Annotated in this window: 22 protein-coding genes and 1 pseudogene; 20 read left to right on the forward strand and 3 right to left on the reverse strand. The window is 44.7% G+C overall.

Going from position 1 to position 14,719, the window contains the following annotated elements; all coding sequences use genetic code 11:
* The first annotated feature begins 12 nt into the window (after positions 1-12).
* Together MC24_RS04335 and MC24_RS04340 are read left to right on the forward strand one after the other, a co-directional pair.
* A complete protein-coding gene (locus MC24_RS04335; RefSeq protein WP_038052892.1) occupies positions 13-957 on the forward strand; it encodes an ROK family protein in 945 nt (314 codons plus the stop codon).
* A gap of 4 nt (positions 958-961) precedes the next feature.
* Positions 962-1,828, forward strand: coding sequence for a DegV family protein (locus tag MC24_RS04340; protein ID WP_008195052.1), 867 nt, complete (start codon positions 962-964; stop codon positions 1,826-1,828).
* Here the strand turns inward: MC24_RS04340 and MC24_RS04345 are convergent.
* From MC24_RS04345 to yihA, 3 genes are all read right to left on the reverse strand, one after another.
* The gene (locus tag MC24_RS04345) at positions 1,764-2,270 is read right to left on the reverse strand and encodes a DUF5317 domain-containing protein (RefSeq protein ID WP_008195054.1); all 507 of its coding nucleotides are present in this window, start codon (positions 2,268-2,270) and stop codon (positions 1,764-1,766) included. The genes MC24_RS04340 and MC24_RS04345 overlap by 65 nt on opposite strands.
* On the reverse strand, positions 2,267-3,553 hold the full coding sequence (locus tag MC24_RS04350; protein ID WP_008195056.1) for an HD-GYP domain-containing protein: 1,287 nt from the start codon (positions 3,551-3,553) through the stop codon (positions 2,267-2,269). The genes MC24_RS04345 and MC24_RS04350 overlap by 4 nt, the downstream gene beginning before the upstream one ends.
* Before the next feature lie 270 nt (positions 3,554-3,823).
* Positions 3,824-4,411, reverse strand: coding sequence for a ribosome biogenesis GTP-binding protein YihA/YsxC (gene yihA, locus MC24_RS04355; RefSeq protein ID WP_038052895.1), 588 nt, complete (start codon positions 4,409-4,411; stop codon positions 3,824-3,826).
* A gap of 49 nt (positions 4,412-4,460) precedes the next feature.
* On the opposite strand from yihA, the gene cobO reads away from it, so the two are divergent.
* From cobO to rpoD, 18 genes and pseudogenes are all read left to right on the forward strand, one after another.
* Positions 4,461-4,973, forward strand: a complete 513-nt coding sequence (gene cobO, locus MC24_RS04360) for a cob(I)yrinic acid a,c-diamide adenosyltransferase (protein WP_038052897.1) — start codon at positions 4,461-4,463, stop codon at positions 4,971-4,973.
* 11 nt (positions 4,974-4,984) lie between these two features.
* Positions 4,985-5,842 (forward strand): pseudouridine-5'-phosphate glycosidase, encoded by an 858-nt coding sequence (gene psuG, locus MC24_RS04365; RefSeq protein ID WP_038052900.1) that lies wholly within the window; start codon positions 4,985-4,987, stop codon positions 5,840-5,842.
* A 52-nt stretch (positions 5,843-5,894) separates the two neighbouring features.
* The gene (gene rpmH / locus MC24_RS04370) at positions 5,895-6,029 is read left to right on the forward strand and encodes a 50S ribosomal protein L34 (protein ID WP_038052903.1); all 135 of its coding nucleotides are present in this window, start codon (positions 5,895-5,897) and stop codon (positions 6,027-6,029) included.
* On the forward strand, positions 6,026-6,379 hold the full coding sequence (rnpA, locus tag MC24_RS04375; RefSeq protein WP_038052905.1) for a ribonuclease P protein component: 354 nt from the start codon (positions 6,026-6,028) through the stop codon (positions 6,377-6,379). Before rpmH ends, rnpA begins: the two co-directional genes overlap by 4 nt.
* Entirely contained in the window at positions 6,376-6,621 is a 246-nt protein-coding gene (yidD, locus tag MC24_RS04380; protein ID WP_038052908.1) for a membrane protein insertion efficiency factor YidD, read from the forward strand. Before rnpA ends, yidD begins: the two co-directional genes overlap by 4 nt.
* Positions 6,612-7,949, forward strand: coding sequence for a membrane protein insertase YidC (gene yidC, locus MC24_RS04385; protein ID WP_081953064.1), 1,338 nt, complete (start codon positions 6,612-6,614; stop codon positions 7,947-7,949). The genes yidD and yidC overlap by 10 nt, the downstream gene beginning before the upstream one ends.
* An 11-nt stretch (positions 7,950-7,960) precedes the next feature.
* The gene (gene jag, locus MC24_RS04390) at positions 7,961-8,626 is read left to right on the forward strand and encodes an RNA-binding cell elongation regulator Jag/EloR (protein WP_038052914.1); all 666 of its coding nucleotides are present in this window, start codon (positions 7,961-7,963) and stop codon (positions 8,624-8,626) included.
* Positions 8,604-8,948 carry a cupin domain-containing protein gene (locus MC24_RS04395; protein ID WP_038052918.1) on the forward strand — a complete coding sequence of 115 codons (345 nt, stop codon included), beginning with the start codon at positions 8,604-8,606 and terminating at the stop codon, positions 8,946-8,948. The genes jag and MC24_RS04395 overlap by 23 nt, the downstream gene beginning before the upstream one ends.
* A gap of 128 nt (positions 8,949-9,076) precedes the next feature.
* The gene (rplU, locus tag MC24_RS04400) at positions 9,077-9,391 is read left to right on the forward strand and encodes a 50S ribosomal protein L21 (RefSeq protein ID WP_038052921.1); all 315 of its coding nucleotides are present in this window, start codon (positions 9,077-9,079) and stop codon (positions 9,389-9,391) included.
* Positions 9,388-9,672 carry a ribosomal-processing cysteine protease Prp gene (locus MC24_RS04405; protein WP_038052931.1) on the forward strand — a complete coding sequence of 95 codons (285 nt, stop codon included), beginning with the start codon at positions 9,388-9,390 and terminating at the stop codon, positions 9,670-9,672. Before rplU ends, MC24_RS04405 begins: the two co-directional genes overlap by 4 nt.
* Positions 9,662-9,913 carry a 50S ribosomal protein L27 gene (gene rpmA, locus MC24_RS04410; RefSeq protein ID WP_004081742.1) on the forward strand — a complete coding sequence of 84 codons (252 nt, stop codon included), beginning with the start codon at positions 9,662-9,664 and terminating at the stop codon, positions 9,911-9,913. The genes MC24_RS04405 and rpmA overlap by 11 nt, the downstream gene beginning before the upstream one ends.
* A gap of 4 nt (positions 9,914-9,917) precedes the next feature.
* The gene (locus MC24_RS04415) at positions 9,918-10,469 is read left to right on the forward strand and encodes an ECF transporter S component (protein ID WP_038052934.1); all 552 of its coding nucleotides are present in this window, start codon (positions 9,918-9,920) and stop codon (positions 10,467-10,469) included.
* Positions 10,462-10,911 (forward strand): 50S ribosomal protein L13, encoded by a 450-nt coding sequence (rplM, locus tag MC24_RS04420; RefSeq protein ID WP_038052937.1) that lies wholly within the window; start codon positions 10,462-10,464, stop codon positions 10,909-10,911. Before MC24_RS04415 ends, rplM begins: the two co-directional genes overlap by 8 nt.
* Positions 10,912-10,930: 19 nt before the next feature.
* Positions 10,931-11,335, forward strand: coding sequence for a 30S ribosomal protein S9 (rpsI, locus tag MC24_RS04425; RefSeq protein WP_038052940.1), 405 nt, complete (start codon positions 10,931-10,933; stop codon positions 11,333-11,335).
* Positions 11,336-11,427: 92 nt separating this feature from the next.
* Positions 11,428-11,592 (forward strand): annotated as a pseudogene (locus tag MC24_RS10025) (IS200/IS605 family transposase); the annotation flags it as partial.
* Positions 11,555-11,638, forward strand: a complete 84-nt coding sequence (locus tag MC24_RS10030; RefSeq protein ID WP_420794670.1) for a helix-turn-helix domain-containing protein — start codon at positions 11,555-11,557, stop codon at positions 11,636-11,638. The pseudogene MC24_RS10025 and the gene MC24_RS10030, both read left to right, overlap by 38 nt.
* A gap of 147 nt (positions 11,639-11,785) precedes the next feature.
* Positions 11,786-13,483, forward strand: a complete 1,698-nt coding sequence (dnaG, locus tag MC24_RS04430) for a DNA primase (protein ID WP_038052943.1) — start codon at positions 11,786-11,788, stop codon at positions 13,481-13,483.
* A gap of 5 nt (positions 13,484-13,488) precedes the next feature.
* A complete protein-coding gene (gene rpoD / locus MC24_RS04435; protein ID WP_011943816.1) occupies positions 13,489-14,712 on the forward strand; it encodes an RNA polymerase sigma factor RpoD in 1,224 nt (407 codons plus the stop codon).
* The last annotated feature ends 7 nt before the right edge of the window (positions 14,713-14,719 follow it).

Here is a 14,719-nt window from a genome sequence, read left to right on the forward strand (position 1 = left end):
GAGGTGCCGAAGTTGAAGCTCATAGGAGTTGATCTTGGAGGAACTACCTTCTCGGTAGGGCTTGTGAGTGAAGATGGAAAAATATTGAAAAAAGTAACTTGTGATACTCTCGTAGAGAATGGAAAAGAGGATGTGATAAGAAGGATCGCCGAAGCGATTCTGGAGATATCTGATGGAGAAGAAACGCCCTATGTTGGTATTGGATCTCCAGGTTCAATAGATAGAGAAAATGGAATCGTCAGATTTTCTCCAAATTTTCCAGACTGGCACAACGTTCCTCTAACCGATGAACTGGCAAAGAGAACTGGGAAAAAGGTTTTTCTTGAAAACGATGCGAACGCGTTTGTTCTTGGAGAGAAGTGGTTCGGTGCTGGAAGGGGATACGATCACATAGTGGCACTGACTCTTGGAACTGGTATTGGTGGAGGAGTTGTCACTCATGGGTACCTCCTCACGGGAAGGGATGGAATAGGAGCAGAACTTGGACACGTTGTCGTTGAGCCCAATGGACCCATGTGCAACTGTGGCACAAGGGGCTGTCTTGAAGCTGTGGCATCCGCAACGGCGATAAGGAGGTTTCTCAGAGAGGGTTACAAGAAGTATCACAATTCACTGGTGTATAAACTTGCAAGTTCACCTGAAAAGGCGGATGCCAAACATCTCTTCGACGCTGCAAAGCAGGGAGATAGATTCGCTCTGATGATAAGAGACAGAGTGGTGGACGCCCTGGCACGAGCCGTAGCGGGCTACATACACATATTCAACCCGGAGATAGTGATCATAGGTGGAGGAATTTCAAGAGCGGGAGAGATTCTGTTTGGTCCCCTGAGAGAGAAAGTGGTGGATTACATCATGCCATCCTTTGTGGGAACCTACGAAATAGTGGCGAGCCCTCTCGTCGAAGACGCCGGAATCCTCGGAGCGGCTTCCATAATAAAGGAGAGGATAGGGGGGTGAACTGATGAAGGTAAAGATTCTCGTTGACAGCACAGCCGATGTTCCTTTTTCCTGGATGGAAAAATACGATATGGACAGCATTCCACTGTACGTGGTGTGGGAAGACGGAAGATCCGAGCCTGACGAAAGAAAGCCGGAAGAGATAATGAACTTTTACAAGAGAATAAGAGAGGCAGGCAGTGTGCCAAAAACTTCCCAACCGAGTGTGGAGGATTTCAAGAAGAGATATCTGAAGTACAAAGAAGAGGGTTACGATGCTGTTCTGGTTCTCACTTTATCGTCGAAGCTTTCCGGAACTTACAATTCCGCCGTTCTCGCATCCAAGGAAGTGGACATACCCGTTTACGTTGTGGATACCCTTCTTGCTTCGGGTGCGATACCCCTTCCAGCTCGTGTGGCTCGTGAAATGCTCGAAAATGGTGCCACCATCGAGGAAGTACTGAAAAAACTCGATGAGAGAATGAAGAACAAAGACTTCAAAGCGATCTTCTATGTTTCAGATTTCGACTACCTTGTCAAGGGAGGAAGGGTGTCGAAGTTCCAGGGATTCGTGGGAAATCTTCTCAAGATAAGAGTGTGTCTTCACATAGAGAACGGTGAGCTCATCCCTTACAGAAAGGTCAGAGGAGACAAAAAGGCAATAGAAGCCCTCATAGAAAAACTGCGTGAGGATACTCCTGAAGGTTCGAAACTGAGAGTGATAGGCGTTCACGCGGACAACGAGGCCGGAGTCGTGGAGCTTTTGAACGCTCTCAGAAGAAGTTACGAGGTTGTCGACGAGATCATATCGCCGATGGGAAAGGTGATCACGACTCATGTGGGACCCGGGACGGTTGGGTTTGGAATCGAGGTTTTAGAGCGAAAAAGATGAAAACACCGACGAACACGAGTATGTCTCCCACACTTATAACGAACTTCCTTCCCCACGGAAGATAAACTGGTATGTAGTCTGCGAGGAAAGTTTTCCAGGAAAATTCAGTGAATGCAATGTGTTTGAAATCGAGATCCAGATTGAGAAGTTTAAGGGTGGGCTCCCATACTGGCATCCTTCCACCGTTGACGCTCATGGTGAAGCCGTTCAGAACAGCACCGACTGCCATCGGTTTGAAGCCGGGAATATCTCTGTTCCAGATAAAGAAAAGAAAGAGCATCACAAACGATAGGGGAACGAGAATTTCCTTCCATGGAAGAAGCTGAAGCACAAAAGGAACGGCGAATAGATAGAGCCCTTTGTAGTTGTATTTCAAAACGTTTTTGATGTTTCCCGTCAGTATCGAAAGAAGCAAAGCTATAAGAAAAACATCGATCATCATGTTTCTTCTTCCTCCTTTTCTTTTTCGAGGATCTCAAAGAGCAGATCGACGAGTCTGGGATCGAGAACGGTTCCCTTCATGTTTTTCATCATGATTTCCTTTGCCTCTTCGTGACTGAGTGCTTTTCTGTAAGGTCTGTCACTTGTGAGCGCTTCGTACACATCGGCAACGGATATTATCCTGGAAGGCAGAGGGATCTCTTCTCCTCTCAGACCATCGGGATATCCTTTCCCGTCCCACCTTTCATGGTGGTGCCTTACCCATTTGCTCTCTCTGTTGTTGAATATGTCAACTTCCCTCAGTATGTCTTCACCCATGATAGGGTGGTTTTTCACCATCATCATTTCTTCTTTTGAGAGGATGGTGGGCTTCTTCAGAATGTGGTCTGGAATTCCTATTTTTCCTATGTCGTGCAGGAAAGCGGCGTTGTAGATTCTTTCAACCATCTTCGGTGAAAATCCAAGTCTTTTGGCCATTTTCTTTGCAAGTTCTGCCACTTTCTCGCTGTGACCGCGGGTGTATTCATCTTTTTCTTCAAGACTCTTTGCAAGGAGTTTCAGGTGTTCCAGTTTTGCTTCGTAGTACTTGTACCTGTAGTAGTTTCCTACCTGAATGGAAAGAACGGCTGCCAGAGATACGGGAATGGCTACGAACCCGATGTACTGATAAAGAATGTAAATGACTGCTATGACAGGTATCATGAGGGCCATGCTCGTGACAGGACCTGACAGAACCTTGGAAGCGGTTTCACGGATATCACCTTTGGTGAGGATGTAAACTCCAAAAAACACAAAGACGTTGTTGATTAGAAAATAGACAACGGTACTCAGTAGAATAGCGAGAATATTTTGAAAGGTGTTTGTTCCGGATAGACGGTGGAAGAGGAGGCTTGTTATATAAGTGGTCACAGCCAGCTGAGAGAAATTGAAAATATAGCGGCTGACAGGATAACGCTCTCCGAAGAAGAGCTTTATCATCTTGAAGGTAATAGCCGATGATGCTGCCACAAGGGAAGCTTCTAACGGATTCAAAAGAGCTGCCGTGAAGATGTTTACAATGAAAACAGCAGAAGTTTCCACTTTTCCCCGTGTGAATTCAAGAGTTTTTATATTGACAGCATCAAAAAACAGGTTTGTGAGAAAAAAGAGAATTATCAAACCCCAGTTGTGAGGACTCTGAAAAAGATTCTCCAGGTCCGGAAAGAATAAGAACAAGAACCCCATGAGTATTAGAAAAGAATAGATAAGGAAATTTTTTTCAGCCAAGTCCTTTTTCTCTCTCATATACTCACTCCTTGTGAGGGATACGAGGGCAGGGGACAATTATACGCTGAGTATTTAATGCCAAACTTTTACCAGATTTTGTTAGCCCCAACAACTGCCATCAGTGTTCCGAACAGGCTCCCAAGAACGAGGACTATTTTCATGAGCTTTCTCATGGTTTCCCCCCTTTCGTTGCTTTATTTCAAAGCTTCGCTCGTTACCGGATCTTCGCTGACCACATCTCGTGTCTCTCCGCTCAAAAATTGCCCCTGCCCTCATAATTCTATTTTATCAATTTTCTTTCAACAGTGTTGATATCAAATCCAGAAGTTCACTTATTCCCTCTCCAGTGACTGATGAGGTCGGTATGATCGTGTACTCCCCGTATCTTGAGAACACCTTTCGATGTTCCTCGAGCTTTTTTGCCCTCTCTGACATCTTCACTTTATCCATCTTAGTGAGAACGATGGTAAACGGAATGTTCAGGCTTTTCATCCACTCTATCATCATGAGGTCGCTGTCCTGAGGAGGGAGCCTTCCATCCACGAGGAGAAAGACCATCTGAAGGGACCATCTGTTCTTGAAATAGTCCTCTACGAGTCGCTTCCAGAGCATTCGTTCTTTTTTGGAAACTTTCGCGTACCCATATCCCGGAAGATCCACGAAGTAGTATTTTGAGTTAACAAGATAGAAATTTATCGATCTTGTTTTTCCGGGAGTTTTGCTCACAAAAGCGATCTTTTTGTTAAACAGCGAATTGAGAAGGGAAGATTTACCCACGTTCGATCTTCCAACAAAAGCAACCTCACCTTTCAAGGGAGGAGGATAATCACCTGGAGTTCTGGCTACTTTAACTAGTTCTACATCCCGAATAATCATATTTTCTCACCCTTTTTCATGCTAACATACGAGTGAGGAGGGATGCAAGTTGAAGGGATACATCCACGTCTACACGGGCAACGGAAAAGGAAAAACAACGGCAGCACTCGGACTTGCAACAAGAGCAGCATGTGCGGGGATGAAGGTGTTCTTTGGACAGTTTCTGAAGGGAAGAGAAACTTCTGAGCTCAAAATAAGCGAGTTCTTTCCAAATTTTGAAATCGTTCAGTACGGAACTCCTGAGTTCATCGTGGGAAATTCTTCGGAGGAACAGATAAAAAAGGCGAAAGACGGTCTTGCCGACGCGAAAGAAAGGCTTGTCTCCAGAAAATACGATGTGGTTGTACTGGACGAACTCTGTGTGGCCATACATCTTGGACTTTTCTCAAAAGGGGAGATAGAAGATCTTTTGAACGTCAAACCGGAAAGTGTGGAGCTCGTGATAACGGGAAGATACGCTCCTGAATGGTTGATAGAGAAGGCTGATCTTGTTACAGAAATGAAAGAGGTAAAACATTACTATAAGAAGGGAGTTGCAGCGAGGAAGGGAATCGAGTATTAGGAGGTGTTTCTGTGATCATAGAAAGCAGGATAGAAAAGGGGAAGCCCGTTGTAGGAATGGAAACCACAGTGTTCGTTCATGGTCTGCCCAGAAAGGAAGCCATAGAGCTGTTTAGAATGGCGAAAGAAATATCCAGAGAAAGAGATTTCCAGCTTGCGGTTATAGGCATCCTGAAAGGAAAGATCATCGCTGGTATGAGTGAAGAAGAACTCGAGATAATGATGAGAGAAGGTGCCGATAAAGTAGGCACGCGAGAAATTCCCATTGTGGTGGCTAAAGAAAAAAACGCTGCGACTACTGTGAGTGCTACCATCTTTCTCTCTAGACGAATCGGAATAGAGGTCGTTGTAACCGGAGGAACTGGGGGCGTTCATCCCGGATGTGTAGACGTTTCTCAGGATCTCACTGAGATGGCTTCTTCACGTGCTGTTCTTGTATCCAGCGGGATAAAGTCCATTCTCAATGTGAAAGCAACTTTCGAGATGCTTGAAACCCTGGAGATTCCTCTGGTTGGTTTCAGAACAGACGAGTTTCCGTTGTTCTTCTCGAGGAAAAGTGGCCGAAGGATTCCGAGAGTTGAAAATGTAGAGGAAGTCCTGAAGATATACGAAACCATGAAAGAAATAGAACTTGAGAAAACCCTCATGGTGTTGAATCCCGTGCCAGAGGAGTACGAAGTACCACGCAATGAAATAGAACATCTCCTTGAAAAGATCGAACTGGAAGTTGAGGGGAAAGAAGTGACTCCTTTTCTTCTCAAAAAACTCTTGGAGATGACAAACAGAAGAACTCTGAAGGCGAATCTTGCTCTTCTCGAAGAAAACGTGAAACTCGCGGGAGAGATTGCGGTAAAACTCAAACGCTCGTGAATATGATATACTAATGAGAGAATAGACACTGTTGAGGAGGAGGTCAAGCAGAATGAAAAGAACGTACCAGCCTTCTAGAAGGAAGAGAAAGAGAACACACGGATTTCTAGCACGCAAGAGAACACCAGGTGGAAGAAAAGTTCTCAAGAACAGGAGAAGGAAAGGACGCTGGAGACTGACTGTATGACAGAAAGTTTCACCAGCAGAGAACGCCTGAGGCTCAGGAGAGATTTCCTGCTAATATTCAAAGAGGGAGAAGGCCTTCAAAACGAGTACTTTGTGGTTCTTTTCAGGAAAAACGGGCTTGATTATTCCAGATTGGGAGTAGTTGTGAAGAGAAAGTTCGGAAAGGCGACCAGAAGAAACAAACTGAAAAGATGGGTAAGGGAGATCTTCAGAAGAAACAAAGGCGTAATTCCAAAGGGTTTTGACATAGTAGTGATTCCCAGGAAAAAATTGTCAGAAGAATTCGAACAAGCGGATTTCTGGACGGTACGTGAAAAGCTTTTGAATCTCTTGAAGAGGATAGAAGGATGAAAAAACTGCTTATAATGCTTATAAGGTTTTATCAAAGATACATTTCACCTCTCAAACCTCCAACCTGCAGGTTCACTCCAACCTGTTCGAACTATTTCGTACAGGCCCTGGAGAAACATGGGCTCTTGAAGGGGACATTCCTGGGCCTCAGGCGCATTCTCCGATGCAATCCCCTATCAAAAGGTGGTTACGATCCTGTTCCCGAGGAATTTTCATTCAAACCAAGGAGGCGATGGTCTTGAGAAAAGTTGTAGCAATACTGCTCGCCGTACTTCCAATCTTTTTGTTTGCTGTGGAACCAATCAAGGTTGTTCGCTCCGAGAAAGAAATAGTTGTTCTTACCAGGTTTGAGGAGTATCACTTCGATCTGGAAAAGGGCATACTCAAGGACTTTTACACCATCTTCGATGGTCGAAAGCACGTTTTCACCTATGGAAACGATGGCTTCGATGTACTCGATGAAGGAACACCTCTGACGGTGATTGAAGAACCGATAGTAACCGGTGTGGGGAAAATATCCGAGGGTTTCTCTGACGAGGTAAGTATCGTGTACAACTACGGTTACGTCAAGAAGATTTTCACAATAAAGAACGACGAGAATTATACCTTCTTCGTTGATATAGAAAGCTCAAAACCAGTTGAGATGACGGTGCCAAGAGTTTCTATCGATACCTCCACGGATAGATACCTGGAAAACTATTTCGCGTCCTTCAATCCCGGAACGCGAACTCTGGTACTTTTAAAACATGACGAAGGTCTCCTCTTTGAAGGTACTTTGAAGGTAAACAGACACAAAAGTTTCACCGTTTTCATAGGACCGAACAAGAGAACTCTCATAAAGAAAGCCTTTCCAGAGGATTACGATGTTCTCATAAAAGCCCTTGTGAAAATACCGGGATTCAACAAATGGTACGATTCTGTGTTCTACGGTCTGGTCTGGTTCTTCTGGTGGCTGAAAGATCTCACAAAGAATTTTGGATGGGCGATTGTGCTCTTCACTCTGATCGTGAGGTTGATACTTTATCCTCTCTACCACGCTCAAACGAAATCTCTCATAAATATGAGAAAGTTACAGCCACAGATAGAAGCCATCAAGAAGAAGTACAAGGACCCGACGAAACAGCAGGAAGCCCTCTTGAAACTCTACAGAGAAGCGGGAGTGAACCCAGCCAGCGGTTGTCTCATGCTCCTTATACAGCTACCTATCTTCATGCTTTTGTGGTCGGTCATCAGATATTACGTCGAAGAATTTGCCTACAGCGGAAATTTCCTCATCTGGAAAGATCTCTCCTCGGGTGGTTTTTCTAACAACTGGCTGTTTCTGATAATCACCATAGTGGCGAGTTACTACTCGACTCTTCTCACGAGCCAGGACGCAAGAACAGCCTGGCAGGGTATCATCATGTCGGTGATCTTCCCGTTCCTGTTTGTGGGACTTCCAAGCGGACTGTTTCTATACTATGCAACTAACACCCTGATTCAACTTGCGGTGACTTACTATACCTACAAACGCTACAAAATAAAAGGTCTCACAACGAGAGAACTTCTCGGTCTTCCGAAAAAGGCATGAGGGGGGATTAGATGAAGAAAATAGTAGAAAAAGCTCCTACAGTAGAGGAAGCGGTTGAAAAGGTGGTTGAAAAATACGGTCTCGGAGAAGGAGAGTATACGGTCAACGTGCTGGAAAAAGGATTTCATGGAATATTCGGTCTCTTTTCAAAAGAAGCGGTTGTTGAGGTGCAGATCAACAAAGCTTACTTCGAGAGAAGGTTGAAGGAATTTCTGACTGAGATTTTGCAGGTGGTAGATCCTGAAGTCAAAATAACTGTAAAATCTTCTGGAAGGAGTTTCTTTGTTGACGTGGAGAGCGAAAACGTAGGAAGGCTCATAGGTAAACACGGAAAAACCATGGGCGCACTTCAACACATAGTGATGATCTTCCTCAACAGATTGAGTGATACAAAGCTAAACGTGATTCTGGATATGGGAGATTACAGGGAAAAGCGGAAGAAATCTCTTGAAAAGATAGTAGAAGAAGCCGTCAAAAAGGCCATTTCTGAGAAGACCAAAGTGGTACTGGATCCCATGTTTTCATTCGAAAGGAAAATGGTTCACAAGCTTGTGAGAAAATACAGAGGTGTGATAAGCTACTCGGTTGGTGTGGAACCCTACAGAAGAGTTGTGATAGAGTATTCTGGAACAAGGCGAGAGGGGAGAAGAAAACATGATATTAAGGAAAGCATATGATGTCACTCCCCAGGAAATTTCGACTGATAAAGTACGAGGAGTTCGTAAAAGAGTCCTCATAGGCTTGAAAAACGCTCCGAACTTTGTCATGAGACTTTTCACGGTGGAACCTGGTGGTCTCATTGACAGACATGATCATCCATGGGAACACGAGATATTCGTTTTGAAGGGAAAACTCACGGTTTTGAAAGAGCAAGGGGAGGAGACGGCAGAAGAGGGTTTTTGCATCTTCGTGGGCCCCAATGAAATACACGGTTTCAGAAACGATACAGATTCCGAGGTGGAATTTCTCTGTTTGATACCTAAGGAAGGCGGAGAGTAATTCTTCTTTAAAATATCCGAAAAGAAAGAGTAGTAAAATACTCTTCGCTGGTGCGTGGGGTGCGTTTCAAATCCCTCAAGGGTACGTACCTCAGCATCTGTATACCATGTGATTGGGAGGTGAAGGTGTTGTACGCCATCGTGGAAACGGCTGGCAGGCAGTACAAGGTCGAGGAAGGAAAGATTCTCTACACTGAAAGGCAGAAAGATTACTCCCCGGGTGACGAGATCGTCTTTGACAGAGTTGTGTTCCTCAGGAAAGATGGAGAAGTGCTTGTCGGAAAACCTTATGTTGAAGGTGTCAAAGTCATTGGAAGGGTCTTGGAACACGCAAAGGCCAGAAAAGTGAAAACCGTGAAGTACAGACCCAGAAAGAGCAGCAAGGTGGAAAAAGGACACAGACAGTGGTACACCGCCATCAGAATTGAAAAGATTGAACTATGATAAAGGTGACTGTGACTAATACTTTTTTTGAAGTAACAGGACATACACCAGACAAAACACTGTGCGCTTCAGTTAGTCTTTTGACACAACATGTGGCGAACTTCCTGAAAGCCGAGAAAAAAGCGAGAGTAGAAAGAGGATCCGGTTATCTGAAAGTGAAATTTGAGAAACTCGAAAACTGTGAAGTGAAAGTACTAGCAGCTATGGTGAGATCTTTGAAAGAACTCGAACAAAAGTTTCCTTCTCAGATCAAAGTGGAGGTGATCGATAATGGCTCATAAAAAGAGCGGTGGTGTTGCAAAGAACGGTAGAGATAGCCTTCCAAAATATTTGGGAGTCAAAGTGGGTGATGGCCAGATTGTCAAGGCAGGAAACATCCTCGTGAGACAGAGAGGGACAAGATTTTATCCTGGAAAAAACGTTGGTATGGGAAGAGATTTCACCCTGTTTGCACTGAAGGATGGCAGGGTGAAGTTTGAAACGAAAAACAACAAAAAGTATGTGAGTGTTTATGAGGAGTGAAAGAGTGAACAGCATAAAGAAAATCTCCTTCGTGGGTATTTTCTCGGCTCTTGCAACCCTGGTGATGTTTTTGGAGTTTCCAATATTCCCACAGGCGAGTTTCCTGAAATACGATCCCAGTGAAATACCGGCTCTCATAGTGAGTTTCTTACTGGGACCCGGGGTTGGTATGTTTGTTATCCTGGTGAAAGATATTCTCTTCTTCCTCATGAAGTCTGGTGATCCTGTGGGAATCGCGATGAACGCTGTGCTGGGAATGTCCTTTGTGGGAATAGCCGGTCTCATTTATCACAGAAACAAGAACAGAGTAACGGCGATAAAAGGCATGATCGTCGCTACACTTTTCACCACGGCGTTCGCCCTAGGATTGAACGCTCTCATCGTGCCGCTTTACTTCAAAGCTCCGTTCGAACTTTATCTGAAATTTTTCCCGTTCATACTGGCTTTCAATCTGGTGAAATTTGGAGTCGACTCGGTTGTGACGTTTTTTGTTTACAAGAAAGTTTCCAGTATCTTTAAACTGGAAACAGTGGAAGGGAGGAGCAACAATGGCTAGGTACTTTCCTGTTCAGAAGACAACTATGATAAAACCTGAAGAGGTTGAAAGAAAATGGTACGTGGTGGACGCTTCCGGAAAGGTTCTCGGAAGACTCGCGACGCGCATAGCAAAGATACTGATGGGAAAACACAAGCCCAATTACACTCCGCACGTTGACACGGGGGATTACGTCATCGTTGTGAACGCTGACAAGGTGGTTCTCACCGGAAAGAAGCTCGATCAGAAGGTTTATTACTGGCATTCTGGTTATCCCGGAGGTTTGAAGTCTCTGACAGCAAGACAGATGCTGGAAAAGCATCCCGAAAGGCTCATATGGCTCGCTGTCAAAAGGATGCTTCCGAAGAACAGACAGAGCCGAAAAATGCTCAAAAGGCTCAAAGTTTATGCGTCACCCGAACATCCACATCAGGCGCAGAAACCTGAGCCTATTGAACTGTGAAAAATGAGGAGGGAGAAGGATGGCTGAAGTGATAGGATACTACGGAACAGGAAGGAGAAAGACCGCTGTTGCGAGAGTTTACCTGAGACCGGGAGAAGGAAAAGTGAAGGTCAATGGAAAAGAGTACGACAGCCTGAATGACTATTTCAAAAATCCCGCGTGGACAAAGCACGCGATAGAACCCCTCGAAGTAACCAACACACTTGGCAAATTCGATCTTGTCATAAGGGTTAACGGTGGAGGTTTGTCTGGCCAGTCCGGTGCCGTGAGGCTTGGCATCGCCAGAGCCCTCCTTCAGTACGACCAGAAGCTGAGGCCTGTTCTCAAGAAATACAAGATGCTCACAAGGGATCCAAGAGAAGTGGAAAGAAAGAAGTACGGCTTGAAAAAGGCAAGAAGAGCTCCTCAGTTCTCCAAGAGATGATTTTGCTGGCAGCAGACAATCGCGGGGTCCGGTTCTCCCGGACCTCTCTTTTTCTGTTTATCGAACAAAGTGCAAAGAAAGCACCATAACGCAAAAGTGCCTCGTCTAAACTCATCAAGAAAGAGTTCCCGCAAATCAAAGATAAACTTTTCTGCTTTGAGGTTCTTAGGGAGCAATCTCAAAGGAAGGATAAGGATGCTCAAAACCTACAAATTTTGTATCTACCCCACGAAAGAACAAGAAAAAAAACTGGCTAAACATTTTGATCACACCTTGCGAAGAATTTGGCCAGGTATGGCTTGATGCCATCAGTAGGGGGGAGCCGTTCGAATTCATGCCCGTGGACCGTGCTCTGGCGGAACCCAAAATGGGTCTACGAGCCATCACGGGTTGAAGCGGGAAGCGCACCTTATGTAAGGTGTGGTAGTTTACCAACCGAGGAGTGAGAGTGTGATTCCTCGAGAGGTCATCGAGGAAATAAAAGAAAAAGTTGACATCGTAGAAGTCATTTCAGAGTATGTGAATCTCACCCGGGTAGGTTCTTCCTACAGGGCTCTCTGTCCCTTTCATTCAGAAACCAATCCTTCTTTTTACGTTCATCCGGGTTTGAAGATATACCATTGTTTCGGCTGTGGTGCGAGCGGGGATGTCATCAAATTTCTTCAGGAAATGGAAGGGATCAGTTTCCAGGAAGCGCTGGAAAGACTTGCCAAGAGAGCTGGGATTGATCTTTCTCTCTACAGAACAGAAGGGACTTCTGAATACGGAAAATACATTCGTTTGTACGAAGAAACGTGGAAAAGGTACGTCAAAGAGCTGGAGAAATCGAAAGAGGCAAAAGACTATTTAAAAAGCAGAGGCTTTTCTGAAGAAGATATAGCAAAGTTTGGCTTTGGGTACGTTCCTAAGAGATCCAGCATCTCTATAGAAGTTGCAGAAGGCATGAACATAACACCGGAAGAACTTGTCAGATACGGTATCGCGTTAAAAAAGGGTGATCGATTCGTTGATAGATTCGAAGAAAGAATCGTTGTTCCAATAAAGAACGACAGTGGACATATTGTGGCTTTTGGTGGGCGTGCTCTCGGCAACGAAGAACCAAAGTATTTGAACTCTCCAGAGACCAGGTATTTTTCGAAGAAGAAAATCCTTTTTCTCTTCGATGAGGCGAAAAAAGTGGCAAAAGAGGTCGGTTTTTTCGTCATCACTGAAGGCTACTTCGACGCGCTCGCATTCAGAAGGGATGGAATACCAACGGCGGTCGCTGTTCTTGGGGCGAGTCTTTCAAGGGAAGCAATTCTGAAGCTTTCGGCGTATTCGAAAAATGTCATACTGTGTTTCGATAATGACAGAGCAGGCTTCAGAGCCACTCTCAAATCCCTCGAAGACCTCCTTGAATACGAATTCAACGTGCTTGTAGCAACCCCCTCTCCTTACAAAGATCCGGATGAACTCTTTCAGAAGGAATGGGAAGGTTCGCTGAAAAAGATGCTGAAAAACTCACGTTCGTTCGAATATTTCCTGGTGACTGCTGGTGAAGTCTTCTTTGACAAAAACAGCCCCGCGGGTGTGAGATCCTACCTTTCTTTCCTCAAAGGTTGGGTCCAGAGGATGAGAAAGAAAGGATATTTGAAACATGTAGAAAATCTCGTGAAGGAAGCTTCGGCTTCTCTCCAGATACCAGAAAACCAGATTTTGAACTTTTTTGAGAGTGAAAAGTCTAACACTATGCTTGTTCATGGATCCAGGTCGTCAAAGGTTTACGATGAGGGAAGAGGACTTGCTTACCTGTTTTTGAACTACGAAGATTTGAGGGGAAAGATTCTGGAGCTGGACTTAGAGGTACTGGAAGATGAAAACGCGAGAGAATTTTTCAAGAGGGTTTCATCCGATGAAGATTTAAGCGAAGCTATAGAAAACTTTCCAAAAGAGTTGAAAGATTGGGTTTTTGAAACGATAGAAAGCATTCCTCCTCCAAAGGATCCCGAGAAATTTCTCGCTGACCTCTCCGAAAAGTTGAAAATCCGGCGGATAGAGAGACGTATTGCAGAAATAGATGAGATGATAAAAAAGGTTTCAAACGATGAGGAAAGGCGTCTTCTTCTCTCTATGAAGTTGGATCTCCTCAGAAAAATAAAGAGGAGGTGATCGGTATGGCGAAGAAGGAAAAAGTCACAATGAACGAAGAACAGCAGGTTCTTCAGGAACAGCACCAGGAGCAGACGCAGGAGCAGACACAGGAACAGAAAGAAACGCTTCCTCCTCAGGTAGAAAAACGTATAAAAAAACTCATCAGTTTAGGAAAAAAGAAAGGTTACATAACATATGAGGATATAGATAAAGCTTTTCCTCCAGACTTCGAAGACTTTGATACGAATCTGATAGAGAGAATACATGAAGAACTGGAAAAACATGGAATAAACATTGTGGAAAGTGAATCTGAGGAAGAAGAAATGAGTGTTCCCGGTGACGAACAGGAACTAGAAGAACTTTTGGAGAGAGAATCCCCTGAGATACACGATTCGAGCAACGTAAGGGATTCCATCAAGATGTATCTCAAAGAGATAGGAAAAATACCACTTCTAACACCAGCTCAAGAACGTGAACTCGCAAGACGAGCACAGATGGGCGATAAAAAGGCCAAAGAGAAACTAATAACATCGAATCTGAGGCTTGTTGTCAGTATAGCTAAGCGCTACATGGGACGCGGTCTTTCTTTCCAGGACCTCATACAGGAAGGAAACATAGGACTTCTGAAGGCGGTAGAGAAGTTCGACTGGAGGAAGGGTTACAAATTCAGTACGTACGCTACCTGGTGGATCAGACAGGCAATCACAAGAGCGATAGCGGATCAGGCAAGGACCATCAGGATACCTGTCCACATGGTGGAAACTATAAACAAACTGAACAGGTTGAGAAGAGAGTACTATCAGAAACACGGTGAAGAACCATCCATAGAAGAACTCGCAAAGATGATGGGCAAACCCCCAGAAAAGATAAAGGAAATACTCGAAGCAGCGAAGGAAACCATATCCCTGGAATCTCCTATAGGTGAAGATGAAGATTCTTCCATCGAAGACTTTGTGGCTGACGATTCCATAGCCTCTCCAAAGAAAGAGGCCATGAGGATGCTCATGAGGGAAGAGCTCGAGAAAGTCTTGAAAACTCTGAGCCCGAGAGAAGCGATGGTTCTGAGAATGAGGTACGGCTTGCTCGATGGAAAACCAAAAACGCTTGAAGAAGTTGGCCAGTATTTCAATGTCACAAGAGAAAGGATCAGGCAGATAGAAGTCAAAGCACTGCGGAAGTTGAGACATCCATCGAGGAGCAAGTATCTGAAATCACTGCTCTCTCTGATGGATGAAAACGAAGGGTGAGCCCTGC

Origin of the sequence: Thermotoga sp. Mc24 (genome assembly GCF_000784835.1) — a bacterium.
Lineage (GTDB): Bacteria > Thermotogota > Thermotogae > Thermotogales > Thermotogaceae > Thermotoga.

What these genes read in the sequence shown, in the direction of transcription:
- MC24_RS04340 (WP_008195052.1), top strand. Translation starts at nt 962, where the DNA reads ATGAAGGTAAAGATTCTCGTTGACAGCACAGCCGATGTTCCTTTTTCC.
- MC24_RS04345 (WP_008195054.1), bottom strand. Translation starts at nt 2,270, where the DNA reads ATGATGATCGATGTTTTTCTTATAGCTTTGCTTCTTTCGATACTGACG.
- MC24_RS04350 (WP_008195056.1), bottom strand. Translation starts at nt 3,553, where the DNA reads ATGAGAGAGAAAAAGGACTTGGCTGAAAAAAATTTCCTTATCTATTCT.
- yihA (WP_038052895.1), bottom strand. Translation starts at nt 4,411, where the DNA reads ATGATTATTCGGGATGTAGAACTAGTTAAAGTAGCCAGAACTCCAGGT.
- rpmH (WP_038052903.1), top strand. Translation starts at nt 5,895, where the DNA reads ATGAAAAGAACGTACCAGCCTTCTAGAAGGAAGAGAAAGAGAACACAC.
- rnpA (WP_038052905.1), top strand. Translation starts at nt 6,026, where the DNA reads ATGACAGAAAGTTTCACCAGCAGAGAACGCCTGAGGCTCAGGAGAGAT.
- yidD (WP_038052908.1), top strand. Translation starts at nt 6,376, where the DNA reads ATGAAAAAACTGCTTATAATGCTTATAAGGTTTTATCAAAGATACATT.
- yidC (WP_081953064.1), top strand. Translation starts at nt 6,612, where the DNA reads ATGGTCTTGAGAAAAGTTGTAGCAATACTGCTCGCCGTACTTCCAATC.
- jag (WP_038052914.1), top strand. Translation starts at nt 7,961, where the DNA reads ATGAAGAAAATAGTAGAAAAAGCTCCTACAGTAGAGGAAGCGGTTGAA.
- MC24_RS04395 (WP_038052918.1), top strand. Translation starts at nt 8,604, where the DNA reads ATGATATTAAGGAAAGCATATGATGTCACTCCCCAGGAAATTTCGACT.
- MC24_RS04405 (WP_038052931.1), top strand. Translation starts at nt 9,388, where the DNA reads ATGATAAAGGTGACTGTGACTAATACTTTTTTTGAAGTAACAGGACAT.
- rpmA (WP_004081742.1), top strand. Translation starts at nt 9,662, where the DNA reads ATGGCTCATAAAAAGAGCGGTGGTGTTGCAAAGAACGGTAGAGATAGC.
- rplM (WP_038052937.1), top strand. Translation starts at nt 10,462, where the DNA reads ATGGCTAGGTACTTTCCTGTTCAGAAGACAACTATGATAAAACCTGAA.
- rpsI (WP_038052940.1), top strand. Translation starts at nt 10,931, where the DNA reads ATGGCTGAAGTGATAGGATACTACGGAACAGGAAGGAGAAAGACCGCT.
- rpoD (WP_011943816.1), top strand. Translation starts at nt 13,489, where the DNA reads ATGGCGAAGAAGGAAAAAGTCACAATGAACGAAGAACAGCAGGTTCTT.